Source organism: Corynebacterium sp. (genome assembly GCF_030532325.1).
GTDB lineage: Bacteria > Actinomycetota > Actinomycetes > Mycobacteriales > Mycobacteriaceae > Corynebacterium.
In genome coordinates, this window is sequence record NZ_JAUNLS010000014.1 from 14710 (window position 1) to 26852 (window position 12143).

13 protein-coding genes are annotated in these 12143 nt (G+C 63.9%); 9 read left to right on the forward strand and 4 right to left on the reverse strand.

Features of this window, described 5'->3' with window-relative positions; all coding sequences use genetic code 11:
• Window positions 1-1642, reverse strand: a 1642-nt coding sequence (locus tag Q4E25_RS08315) for a sodium-dependent transporter (RefSeq protein ID WP_303156294.1), incomplete at its 3' end; no start/stop codon positions are given.
• Window positions 1643-2018: 376 nt separating this feature from the next.
• On the opposite strand from Q4E25_RS08315, the gene Q4E25_RS08320 reads away from it, so the two are divergent.
• Together Q4E25_RS08320 and Q4E25_RS08325 are read left to right on the forward strand one after the other, a co-directional pair.
• A complete protein-coding gene (locus Q4E25_RS08320) occupies window positions 2019-2657 on the forward strand; it encodes a hypothetical protein (RefSeq protein WP_303156296.1) in 639 nt (212 codons plus the stop codon).
• A gap of 111 nt (window positions 2658-2768) precedes the next feature.
• The gene (locus tag Q4E25_RS08325) at window positions 2769-2909 is read left to right on the forward strand and encodes a hypothetical protein (protein ID WP_303156297.1); all 141 of its coding nucleotides are present in this window, start codon (window positions 2769-2771) and stop codon (window positions 2907-2909) included.
• Between the two features lie 11 nt (window positions 2910-2920).
• Here Q4E25_RS08325 and Q4E25_RS08330 read toward each other — a convergent pair whose 3' ends face one another.
• The 3 genes from Q4E25_RS08330 to Q4E25_RS08340 form a co-directional block, all read right to left on the reverse strand.
• Window positions 2921-4246: an MFS transporter gene (locus Q4E25_RS08330; protein WP_303156298.1), complete on the reverse strand. Its 1326-nt coding sequence runs from the start codon at window positions 4244-4246 to the stop codon at window positions 2921-2923.
• Between the two features lie 108 nt (window positions 4247-4354).
• Window positions 4355-5665, reverse strand: a complete 1311-nt coding sequence (locus Q4E25_RS08335; protein WP_303156299.1) for an AMP-binding protein — start codon at window positions 5663-5665, stop codon at window positions 4355-4357.
• A 308-nt stretch (window positions 5666-5973) separates the two neighbouring features.
• Window positions 5974-6597 (reverse strand): TetR/AcrR family transcriptional regulator, encoded by a 624-nt coding sequence (locus Q4E25_RS08340; protein WP_303156300.1) that lies wholly within the window; start codon window positions 6595-6597, stop codon window positions 5974-5976.
• A gap of 132 nt (window positions 6598-6729) precedes the next feature.
• On the opposite strand from Q4E25_RS08340, the gene Q4E25_RS08345 reads away from it, so the two are divergent.
• The 7 genes from Q4E25_RS08345 to Q4E25_RS08375 all read left to right on the forward strand — a co-directional run bounded on the left by Q4E25_RS08345 (window position 6730) and on the right by Q4E25_RS08375 (window position 12129).
• Window positions 6730-7197, forward strand: a complete 468-nt coding sequence (locus Q4E25_RS08345) for a hotdog domain-containing protein (RefSeq protein ID WP_303156302.1) — start codon at window positions 6730-6732, stop codon at window positions 7195-7197.
• A 174-nt stretch (window positions 7198-7371) separates the two neighbouring features.
• Window positions 7372-8358 carry a 1,2-phenylacetyl-CoA epoxidase subunit PaaA gene (gene paaA / locus Q4E25_RS08350; protein ID WP_303156304.1) on the forward strand — a complete coding sequence of 329 codons (987 nt, stop codon included), beginning with the start codon at window positions 7372-7374 and terminating at the stop codon, window positions 8356-8358.
• Window positions 8359-8384: 26 nt separating this feature from the next.
• Window positions 8385-8672, forward strand: a complete 288-nt coding sequence (gene paaB / locus Q4E25_RS08355) for a 1,2-phenylacetyl-CoA epoxidase subunit PaaB (RefSeq protein WP_303156306.1) — start codon at window positions 8385-8387, stop codon at window positions 8670-8672.
• Complete coding sequence (gene paaC / locus Q4E25_RS08360; protein ID WP_303156308.1) at window positions 8669-9505, forward strand: 1,2-phenylacetyl-CoA epoxidase subunit PaaC; 837 nt, start codon at window positions 8669-8671, stop codon at window positions 9503-9505. Before paaB ends, paaC begins: the two co-directional genes overlap by 4 nt.
• 69 nt (window positions 9506-9574) lie before the next feature.
• On the forward strand, window positions 9575-10114 hold the full coding sequence (paaD, locus tag Q4E25_RS08365; protein WP_303156310.1) for a 1,2-phenylacetyl-CoA epoxidase subunit PaaD: 540 nt from the start codon (window positions 9575-9577) through the stop codon (window positions 10112-10114).
• Window positions 10114-11310, forward strand: coding sequence for a 1,2-phenylacetyl-CoA epoxidase subunit PaaE (gene paaE, locus Q4E25_RS08370; RefSeq protein WP_303156311.1), 1197 nt, complete (start codon window positions 10114-10116; stop codon window positions 11308-11310). The genes paaD and paaE overlap by 1 nt, the downstream gene beginning before the upstream one ends.
• Before the next feature lie 42 nt (window positions 11311-11352).
• On the forward strand, window positions 11353-12129 hold the full coding sequence (locus tag Q4E25_RS08375) for an enoyl-CoA hydratase/isomerase family protein (protein WP_303156312.1): 777 nt from the start codon (window positions 11353-11355) through the stop codon (window positions 12127-12129).
• The last annotated feature ends 14 nt before the right edge of the window (window positions 12130-12143 follow it).

Genomic DNA, 12143 nt, shown 5'->3' on the forward strand with positions numbered 1-12143 from the left:
TGCCTGCGGCAGTGTGCGCTGTGCCTGCGGCAGTGTGAGCCGCGCCAGACGCGGCAGCGGCGCCCGCCGCCAGCGGGTTCGGGGTGCCAGCGGGGCGGCCGCCGCGGGGCACGCCGTAATCGGAGGTCTCCAGGCCGTCAAGGTAGTGCTTGCCGCCGAAGGGCACCATCGGCATGATGAAGCTGGCCAGCAGGATAAGGCCCATCACGCTCCAGCCGAAGAGGCCGATCTGCGTTGCGGAGTAGCCCTCGTAGCCCTCGCGGACGATGGTGACAATCTCATTGACCAGGAAGTAGACCAGCAGCGCCGGGGTGGCCACGAAGGTGAGGATCTGCCAGACGGGGCCCACGCGCAGGGAAGAAATCGCGTTGAGGTGCTGCTCGATCTCGCGGCGGCGGCCGGTGACCCAGCCCACCACGACGAGCGCGCAGATGGCGCCAAAGACGATGCCGATGTTGTTGGTGAACTTGTCCATGATGTCCAGGGTGACCAGGCCGGAGGAGGTGGCAAAGAGCAGGCAAGAGACCACGGCCATGATGCCGCCGGTGCCCAGCGCGGAGGCCTTGCGGGAGATACCGAACTTATCGGCCACGGCGGAGACCACGACCTCCATGATGGAAATCAGCGAGGTCACACCCGCCAGGAAGAGGGAGCCGAAGAAGAGGATGCCGAAGAGCCCGCCCAGCGGCATGAGGTTGATGATGGTGGGGAAGGCGATAAACGCCAGGCCGATGCCTGAGGAGACGACCTCGTCCACGGCCACGCCCTGCTGGGCGGCCATGTAGCCCAGGGTGGCGAAGACGCCGATGCCGGCGAGGACCTCGAAGGAGGAGTTAGCAAAGGCGGTGACCAGGCCGGTGTTGGTGAGGTTGGTGCGCGGCTTGAGGTAGGAGGCGTAGGTGATCATGATGCCGAAGCCCACGGAGAGGGAGAAGAATATCTGGCCGTAGGCGGCGATCCACACGCTCGGGCTCTTGAGCACCGACCAGTCCGGGGTAAAGAAGGCGTTGAGGCCGTCGACGGAGCCGTCCAGGAAGAGCGCACGGACGACGAGGATGATGAACATCACGGCCAGCACGGGCAGGAAGATGGAGGTCAGCTTGCCGATACCCTTATTGATGTCCGTGGCCAGCGTGAGGATGCACACGATCCACACCGCGATCATGGTGATGAGGATGGGCCAGACAAAGTGGGCGGAGTAGGTGGCCGAGGAATCAGACTGGAGGAAGGTCTCGCCGAAGTAGGTGCCGGGATCATCGCCCCAGGCCAGGTTGACGGACTTGATGGTGTAGAGCGCCGACCACGCGATGATGGCCGCGTAGTAGATGGCGATGAAGAAGTTCACGCCGGCCTTGAACCAGCCGATGCCCTCCCAGCGCCTATCGATGCGGCGGAAGGCCAGCGGGGCGGAGCCGCGGAAACGGTGGCCGATGGCGAGGTCGAACCACAGGATCGGGATGCCCGCGGTGAGCAGGGCCACGATGTAGGGAACGAGGAAGGCGCCGCCGCCGTTGTCGTAGGCGACGTAGGGGAAGCGCCAAATGTTGCCCAGGCCGACGGCGGAGCCGATGGCGGCCATGAGGAACACGAAGCGCGTGTTGAAGGTATCGCGGGTGGAGCGAATAGTCCTGTGTTCGGTCATGAGAAGCACCTTTGAATCGGTAGAAGGCCGCGCTCAGGCGGCCAAACCCAGTGAGAAAACCCGTTCCGATATATGAGATAGAGCATCTCTCTTCGCGGGAAACGCCACGCCAGAGGCGTTGCTTGAGACCTAACTTTAGACTATCTACTGACCTATAGGTAGTGGTTTGAATGCTTTTCTTTCCCAGCAGCCACACAGATCGCCCAATGAAACCCGGTGCTAAAAATCCGGCCATAGCAAAAAACTCACTATTTTGCCCGGAAATGCCGCAAAATGTAGACGAAAGTACACAGTTCCTCATTTCGCGAAGAAATTCCCATCAAAGAGAATTAATCTACACAGGGTCAGCAGTTACCTACTTTTAATAAGGAGATTCATGCGCTATCATTTTGCCCCCCTCAGAAGAGCAGCGGTAGCATCTGCTTCGGTTTTTACCGCCGCCGCTCTGTTCTCGCCCACAGCTAACGCCGCATCCGAGGCGCCCACACCCATCCAGCCCGTCTCTGTGTCGCCAAGCCTGACAGCCAAGGCCGAAAAATACATTTCAATCGACAATGAGCGATTCAAACTGGAGCCAGAGGCTAAGGGCAAGCTCTCGAAAGGTGAAACACAACGAGTGGAGTCCGCACTAGCCGCAACAAATCATTTGATCGAAAGCGCAGAGCAGAATGGAACCTTTGAGATGGAGGTTTCTGACGACGTAATTACCTTCTACGAAGGAGGAGAATCCTTTACTCCCTATTCGACCGAATTCCATGAAGGTCGCACCGGAATCGAGTTTCATGGCACCTATGTCACCGTGCTGATGTCGAAAACTCTAATCAATGGTGTTGGCAGCACCGCAACAGTTGCCGGCATCTGGATTCCGATACCGGTCCTCCGAGAAGCTGTCGCCACTTTGGGCGTTGCATACGGTCAGTGTCCAGGGGGAATTGCCATGGACTTTGATGCCGTGTCACTCATCGGTCACCACTTTTCTGGCACGGCGATTCCACGGTCAGTCCGCTTCCAATAGCGACCAAAGGCCCCTACCTGTCCGCATGAGAAGATAGCCAATGGCTAGCGATCATTTGGAGGCAGGTAGAGGCTCACCGCCACATAAAGTACTGAAACCGAAGGAGCCCCAATGCTCAAGAAGATCCTCGCCACCATCGCCGCCGTCGCAATGCTCCTGGCAAACGTTTGGGGATGGCCTACATGGACAACTGCTATCTTTGGCCTGATCGTCATAGGCCTCGTGTTTTCACTCCGCGACAACGATAAATAATCAGAATCCTGCTAGACGTGGAGGTCACGGTCCTGGATTCCCTTCGGCACCATGAGCACGCCGATAAGGGAAACCAGGGAGATGACAATGGCATAGGCGGCCACAGCCATGGAAGTCTGGAACCTGCCAAAGAGCATCTCTGCAATCATGGGGGCAAAGGCGCCGCCGATGATAGAGCCGAAGGCGTAGCCGATGGACACACCGGACAGGCGCACGCGGATGGGGAACATCTCGGCGTAGAGCGCGGACTGCGGGCCGTAGGTGGCACCCAGGATGATGCCCAGCAGGCACACGGCCGCGCCGAAGATGTTGACGTTGCCGGAGTCCACGGCCAGGAAGACCGGGACAGAGTAGGCGGCGAGCACCACATACCCCAGGGCGAAGGTGCGCTTGCGGCCGAACTTATCGGAGAAGTGGCCAAAGTAGAGCGTGCCCAGGAACCAGCCCACCGAGGCCACCAGCGCCACGGCCAGCGCCTGCGGGCGGGTGTAACCCACCACCTTGGTGCCGTAAGAGGTGAAGTAGGCGATGACAAAGTAGCCCACCGCGTTGTTGCCGGCGAAGATGAGCGCGCACTTAAACACGGTGCCAGCGTGCTCCTTGAAGAGCACGGCCAGCGGCGCGGAGGACTTCTCCTTGAGCTGCTCCATCTCCGCGAAGGCGGGGGACTCCTCCACCGCACGGCGGATGAGGTAGCCCAGCGCGATGAGAATCACGGAGGAGAGGAAGGGGATGCGCCAGCCCCAGGCCACGAACTGCTCAGGGGTGAGCACCGCGGAGAGCACGAGCATGAAGATGGTGGCCAGGAACATACCCAGCGGCACGCCCACCTGCGGGAAGGCGCCGAAGAGTCCGCGGCGGCCGTGCGGGGCGTGCTCGACGGCGAGCATCGCCGCCCCGCCCCACTCGCCGCCGGCCGAGAGCCCCTGCAGGATGCGCAGGGCAACCAGGAGGATAGGAGCGGCCATGCCGATCGCGGCGTAGTTGGGGAGCAGGCCCATGAGCATCGTCGCCAAGCCCATGCCAATGAGCGTCATGACCAGCACCGGCTTGCGGCCCAGGCGGTCACCCAGGTGGCCGGCCAGGATGGCGCCGAGCGGGCGGAAGAGGAAGGAGATGCCCAGGGATGCCCACGAGATGATCTGCGCGAGGGATTCGCTCTCATTCGACACCGGATCGAAGTACTGCGTGGCAAAGATGAGGCCTGCGGCCTGGGCGTAGATGAAGAAATCGAACCATTCGATGGTGGTACCGACCATGGAGCCGGCCAGCACGCGCTTGTGCTCAGCAGTGATTCCAGGGGAGGGTTGGGATCGATCGGTGACTGGTGCAGACATAGGGCGAATCTTTCTCTATGGGTGCAGAAGCACAGTAAGGAATAGGGGATCAGATGAGGTTAGGGGGACATGAAGGGGGATGAGAGGAATAGGGGTGGTGCGGGCGGCTTACTTATCGCGGTTGTCCACGATGCGCTTGGCCTTGCCCTCACCGGACTCGACGTGATCGCGGATGTCGACGGCGACGGTGACGCCGATGCGCTCCTTGATCTGCTTCTTCAGCCAAGCGGCGGAGGTGTCGATTTCCTCGGTGGTGGCGTCCGGCTTGTGCTCCACCAGCAGGGTGAGGTGGTCCATGCGGCCGCGCTTGGAGAGCACGCACTGGTAGCGGGGGCGCAGGTTGTGATCCTCGGTGATGATCTCCTCGAACTGGCTGGGGAAGCAGTTCACGCCGCGCAGGATGATCATGTCATCATTGCGGGCGGAGATGCGGTCGATGCGGCGCATCGAGCGGGCAGTGCCCGGCAGCAGGCGGGTGATGTCGTGGGTGCGGTAGCGGATGATCGGGAAGGCCTCCTTGGTCAGGGAGGAGATGACCAGCTCGCCGTACTCGCCGTCCGGGACGGGCTGCAGGGTATCGGGGTCGATGATCTCCGGGTAGAAGTGATCCTCCCAGACAGTGAGGCCGTCCTTGGTCTCCACGCACTCCTGGGCCACGCCGGGGCCCATGACCTCGGAGAGGCCGTAGATGTCGGTGGCGGTGATGCCGAAGCCCTCTTCGAGCTCGCGGCGCATGCCCTCGCTCCAGGGCTCGGCGCCGAAGACGCCGGCGCGCAGGGAGGTCTCGCGCGGGTCGAGGCCCTCCTTGCGCATGCGGTCGAGCAGGTTGAGCACGTAGGACGGGGTGCCCAGGATGGCGTCCGGCTGGAAGTCCTGCATGATCTGGATCTGGCGCTCGGTCTGGCCGCCGGAGGTGGGGATGGCGGTAGCACCCAGGGCCTCCACGCCGTAGTGGGCGCCGAGGCCGCCGGTGAAGAGGCCATAGCCGAAGGTGATCTGGACCTTGTCGCTGGGGCGCAGGCCGCCGGCGCGCAGGGAGCGGGCGACGAGCTCGGCCCAGATCTTCACGTCATTCTGGGTGTAGCCCACCACGGTGGGGCGGCCGGTGGTGCCGGAGGAGGCGTGGATGCGCGAGATCTGGTTCTGACCCACGGCGAACATGCCAAAGGGGTACTCGGAGCGCAGGGTCTCCTTGTCGGTGAAGGGGAAGTTGGCAAAGTCTGCCAGTTCCTTGAAGTCATCCGGGTGGACACCCTTGGCGTCGAATGCGCGGCGGTAGTGGGGAACGTTGTAGTACGCGTGGCGCAGCTCGTTCTTGGCGCGCTGCGTCTGCAGGGCGATGATCTCGTCGCGGGAAGCGTATTCGATTCCCATCTGGGGGCCGAGGTGGTCGGAGAAAATGTCAAACGTTGCGGTCACGTCTACTTGCCTTTCGGTTCGGGGGACTGTTGAAGGTCCACACCCTTGTGTCCCTCGAAAGTGCTGTACGGAACTGTTAGCTAGTGTCAACGCGAGCCGGTCTGGGCCGCCTCGCGTTACTGACTTACCAGTCGTTCAGGTAAGCCTTGTGACGTACAATACAGACCACCCTAGTGATGGACAACACATCTTCGGAACTTTTTTGAAGCAAAGCACACTTTCCACCCGCAACGCCATAGGTCACCCACCCCCATTACCCCCACCGGCAGAGCTCCCCCGAGCGCCCGTCCAACACCCCCTTCAGGCACCTAACGCGCCGAGTCAATACCGGAGAAGATGACGCTCTCCACCCCGGAGGCCACCTCCTGCGGGCCCAGGCGCCCGCCCGGCTCGTACCAGTCGGAGATCGAGTTGATCGTGCCGAAGATCATGCGTGTCAGCAGCGAGGCATCCAGATCCGCACGGATGGAACCATCCTCCTGAGCAGCGCGAATGAAGGCCGAGACCGCGCGGGTGAGCTCGCGGCGACGCTCCAGCGCGCGCAGCTCCACATCCGAGTTCCCGCGCAGGCGCAGCAGCAGCGCCACCGACTTCGGGTCCGCGCACAGCACCTCGATGGAGCCCCGCAGCAGCCCGCGGATCTTTTCCGCCGGCGCGATCTCCGCGGCCTGCATCTCCTCCACCACGGCCTCCAGTTTGCCCAGCGCCTGGACCACCGTCAGCTCCAGAATCTCCTCCTTGGAGGAGATGTGGTGGTAGAGCGCAGACTTGGAAATCCCCAGCTCGCTGGCCACATGCCCCATGCTGGTGGCGTCGTAGCCCCGGGCGGTGAAGGCTTTCACGGCCACGCGAATGACATCCTCGCGGGAATATCCCGGGCGGCCCCGGCTCACTGAATTCACGGCACTTTTCTGTTCACTCACGCAAACCATTCAAGCAGAGCCCGCCGCGGACCGTTAGACTGTGTGCTCACCACACCCTTGTTCCCTCGGGCGCCCCGCGGAATTGCACCTTCGGACATCTCGACGATGTCTTAACAATTCCCCTGCAAGGAGCACTCCCCCATGAGCACCGAGAACCAGAACCCCGCCCACCAGATCCTCGCACCCGGCGTGGCCGAGGGCCCCGAGTTTGCCCACGTGCGCGAGATGTTCGCCGGCGATAACGCCACCGCGGCCATCGGCGCCACCGTTACCAAGCTGGAGGTGGGCCACTGCGAGGGCCACTTCACCGTGGAGTCCTACATGTGCAACGGCCACGGTACCGCCCAGGGCGGCTACCTCTACATGTTCGCCGATTCCATCTTCGCCGGCGCCTGCAACGCCGCGGGCGAAGTGGCCGTGGCCGCCTACAACTCCATCCACTACATCGCCCCGGCCTTTGCCGGCGACGTGGTCGACGCCGTGGGCATCACCCGCCAGACCTGGGGGCGCAACGGCGTGGTGGACGTCGCACTGAGCGTGAAGGGCAAGCCGATTGCCGAGTTCCGGGGCACCTTCCGCGTCATCCCCGCCAAGCCGGCCTCCAAGTAGCGCCAAGGACACAGCTCCAAAAGCGCAGCACCAAGAACGCAGCGCCACACAGAGCACCCAGAAATAGGTTGCAGGTCACACATACTATTGACATAGGTCACACTCGCCCATATACTGACCAACCATTCAGTAAGTACTGTTTCCCAATCCCCAGCAGAGAGGGCCTTCACCCCCATGACTTCATCCGACGCCACCCTGGCCGCCGTCCCGCCAGAAGATGAGGCGCAGGCTCAGCAGCACTTCGATGAGCTCATCGCGGAAGACTCCCGCATCGAGCCCACCGATTGGATGCCCGCCGCCTACCGCAAGACCCTGACCCGCCAGATCTCCCAGCACGCCCACTCCGAAATCATCGGCATGCAGCCGGAGGCCAACTGGATCACCCGCGCCCCCTCCCTCAAGCGCAAGGCCATCCTCATGGCCAAGGTGCAGGACGAGGCCGGCCACGGACTCTACCTCTACTCCGCCGCCGAGACCCTGGGCACCCCGCGCGACGAGCTGGTCCAGCAGCTGCTCGACGGCACCGCGAAGTACTCCTCCATCTTCAACTACCCGGCGCGCACCTGGGCGGACATCGGAGCCATCGGCTGGCTTGTCGACGGCGCCGCGATCTGCAACCAGGTCCCCCTCTGCCGTGCCTCCTACGCGCCCTATGGCCGCGCCATGGTGCGCATCTGCAAGGAGGAGTCCTTCCACCAGCGCCAGGGCTGGGAGATCCTCTACGAGCTCTCCCACGGCACCGCCGAGCAGAAGCAGATGGCCCAGGAAGCCATCAACCGCTTCTACGGCCCGGCCCTGCAGATGTTCGGCCCGCCGGACGCCGACTCCCCGCACTCCAAGCAGTCCATGGAGTGGAAGATCAAGCGCTTCTCCAACGACGAACTGCGCCAGCGCTTCGTCGACATGATCGTCCCCCAGGCCGAGGCACTCGGCCTGCACTTCGAGGACCCGGACCTCAAGTGGAACGAGGAGCGCGGCCACTACGACTTTGGTGAGCTGGACTGGGCTGAGTTCAAGTCCGTTATCAAGGGCGAGGGACCGTGCAACGTGCAGCGCATGCAGAGGCGTCGCCAAGCAGATGCGGACGGCGCCTGGGTGCGCGAGGCCGCTGCTGCCTACGCCGAGAAGCATCACTCCATCGACTCCAAGCTGACCGCCTAAACCCCGCTTTCAAGAAAGGCACGCACATGTCTCAGAACAACTGGCCCATGTGGGAGGTCTTTGTCCGCTCCTCCCGCGGCCTCTCCCACGTTCACGCCGGATCCCTGCACGCCCCGGATGCCACCATGGCGCTGCGCAACGCGCGCGATCTCTACACCCGCCGCAACGAGGGAACCTCCGTGTGGGTTGTGCCCAGCGAGGCTATCTCCGCCTCCGACCCCGACTCCAAGGGCGGATTCTTCGAGTCCCCGCAGGGCAAGAGCTACCGCCACGCCACCTACTACGACAAGTCTGAAGGAGTGCCGCACCTGTGAGTGGATTCGCTTCTGCCGACTCCGCGACCAAGCAGTCGCAGGGAAACGGCATTACCGCAGAGGACATCGCCGCCTCCGGCGCCAAGGCCAGCGAGGACGTTGCTACTTACGCCATGATGCTGGGCGACGACGCCCTCATCCTGGCCCAGCGCCTGGGCTGGTGGATCTCCCGCGCCCCGGAGATGGAAGAAGACATCGCCCTGGCCAACATCGCCCTCGATCTCATCGGCCACGCCCGCTTCCTGCTCACCTACGCGGGAACCGCCTGGGGCAAGACCGAGGATGACCTGGCCTACTTCCGCGACGAGGAGGAGTTCCGCTCCTGCCGCCTCGTGGAACAGGAAAACGGCGACTTTGGCCAAACCATCGCCCGCCAGCTGCTCTTCTCCTACTACCAGTACGGCCTCTACACCGCCCTGTTGGAGTCCACGGACGAGACCCTGGCTGCGATCGCCGCCAAGGCCATCAAGGAGGTCGAGTACCACGTCGACCACGCCAACCAGTGGGTCCTGCGCCTGGGCCTGGGCACCGAGGAGTCCAAGCGCCGCATCGAGGCCGGCCTGTACTACATGTGGCCCTACCTGGATGAGCTCTTTGAGGATCTACCCATCCACGAGAAGCTCGCCGCCGAGGGCATCGCCGTGGCGCCGTCGAGCCTGCGCGCGGCCTTCGACGAGCGCATCGCCTATGTGCTGGACAAAGCCGGCCTGGCCGTGCCCGAGGTCAAGCAGGCCCGCTCCGGCCAGCGCACCGGCCGCTTCTCCGAGTACCGCGGCTTCATCCTCGCCGAAATGCAATCGCTGGCCCGCCAGCACCCCGGCGCGACCTGGTAGGCCGGGCTCACGAGTCACAGCGCCACAGAGTCACAGCGCCACAGCGCCACAGAGTTAAGGAGAGCACCCGTGTCCATCACCGATAAGTCCCACCCGTTGCGGCCCGCCGAGGCTGCCGACGCCCACGTGTGGGACATCGCCGCGGAGGTCCCGGATCCTGAGATCCCCGTCATCTCCATCGCTGATCTGGGCATTTTGCGGGGTGCCCGCCTGGACGGCTCCACCGCCGTGGTGACGATTACTCCCACCTACTCCGGCTGCCCGGCCATGGAGCACATCACCACCGACGTCACCCGCGCCCTGGAGGCCGCCGGTTACGAGGAGGTGCGGGTGGACCTGGTGCTCTCCCCGGCGTGGACCACGGACTGGATGACGGAGCTGGGCCGCCAGAAGCTCAAGGACTACGGCATCGCCCCGCCCACCGGCACCACGCGCGCCACGCCCGAGGGCCCCATCCCGCTGACTCTGGCCCCGCCGCCGGCCATCGAATGCCCCCACTGCGGCTCCCGCCGCACCCGTAAGCTTGCCCAATTTGGTTCCACCTCCTGCAAGGCTTTGTACAACTGCGAGGACTGCCTGGAACCCTTCGACTACTTCAAGGTGCACTAATGACCGCCCCACAAACCACTACCACAGATTCCAACACCGCAGAGTCCACCACCGCTCCCGCTAAGAAGAAGGCCACGTTCAACACCCTGACGGTCTCCGCGGTGCGCAAGCTGACTGACGACGCCGTCGAGGTCTCCTTCGCCGTGCCCGCCGAGCTGCAGGCCGATTATGACTACGTCCCCGGCCAGTACGTGGCCCTGCGCGCCACCATTGACGGCCAGGAGCTGCGGCGCTCCTATTCCATCTGCGACGTGCCGCGCGACGGCGTGATCCGCGTGGCCATCAAGCGCGACCGCGGCGGCATCTTCTCCACTTGGGCCAACGACACCCTCGAGCCGGGCCAGACCATCGACGTGATGAACCCGCAGGGTGCCTTCGTGTCCAAGACCCACGTCACCGGCCTCAACAACCCGGAGGCCGTGCGCGAGGAGATTGAGAAGCTGGAGAACCCACACCTGGTGGCCATCGCCGCCGGCTCCGGCATCACGCCGATTATGGCGATTGCCCAGACCATCCTCAGCGAGTCCCCGGACACCACCTTCGAGCTCATCTTTGCCAACAAGGGCGGCGGGGACGTCATGTTCGCCGAGGAAATCGGCGACCTCAAGGACAAGTACCCCACCCGCTTTGCGGTCCACCACGTGCTCTCCCGCGAGCAGCGCGTCAACCCGCTCTTCTCCGGCCGCATCGACGCCGAGAAGCTGCAGACCCTACTGGATAACGTGGTGCGCAGCGAGGATGTGGACGAGTGGTTCCTGTGTGGCCCCTTCGAGCTGGTTCAGCTCATCCGTGACGAGTTGCGCGAGCGCGAGGTGGGCGAGGACAAGGTTCGCTACGAGCTCTTCACCACCGGCAAGCCCACCGGTAACCAGGCCCAGGCCGGCCGCCACGTGGAGGCAGATCCGGAGGGTGACAACGTCTCCATCAACTTCCAGCTCGACGGCCTCTCCGGCTCGGTGGAGTCCCCCGTCTCCGCCAACGAGTCCCTGCTCAACGCGGCCCTGCGCGTGCGCTCCGACGTCCCCTTTGCCTGCGCCGGCGGCGTGTGCGGCACCTGCCGCGCCAAGCTGGTGGAGGGCGAAGTAGAGATGGATGAGAACTACGCCCTGGAAGCCGAGGAAGTCGAGGCCGGCTACATCCTGACCTGCCAGTCCCACCCGAAAACCCCGAAGATCATCCTCGATTTCGACGTTTAAGTACCCAGCACCCCGACGCCTAGGCAAAGGAGCACCACCGACATGATCGATCTGCACATCAACGCCGAGACCGGCGTGGCAGAACTGGTCCTCAACAATCCCGCAACGCTCAACTCCCTGGCGGAGGAGGACCTCGCCGAGCTTTCCAGCGCCCTCGACTCCGCCGCCGCGGCCGAACCCCGCGCGCTCATCCTGCGCGGTGAGGGCAAGGGCTTTAGCGCCGGGCGCAACATCAAGGGCCTCAACCCCCGGGAGGATGACGCCACCGCCTACCTGGCTGGCGTGGTCACCCCGGTGCTCAAGAAGATTGATAACTTCCCGGCGCCGACCTTCGCCTCCGTGCACGGCGCGTGCCTGGGCGTGGGCCTGGGCCTGGCGCTGGCCTGCGACGTGGTCTACGTGGCAGAGAACGCCAAGTTCGGCTCCCCCTTTGCCAACCTGGGCGCCACCCTGGATTCCGGCGGGCACTCGCTCTTTGTTGAGCGCCTGGGCACCCACCGGGCGATGGATCTCATCATCACCGGCGAGTTCATCTCTGGGGCTGAGGCGGTGGCTTCGGGGCTCTTCTCCCGCGCGCTGCCGGCCGAGGAGCTGCTGGAGTTCACCCGGGACAAGGCCCGGCGTGCAGCGCAGGGCGCCACCCAGGCCTTCCTGGCCAGCCGCGCGCTGGTCCACGATATCCGCGATAACGGCACCGGCCTGTGGGACAGCGTGGAGCAGGAGAACATTGCCCAGGGCACGCTCTGCGATACCGAGGACTACTACGAGGGCTTTGCCGCCTTCAACGAGAAGCGCCCACCAGTCTTCCGCGGCAAGTAAACGCCGGTTCCCAC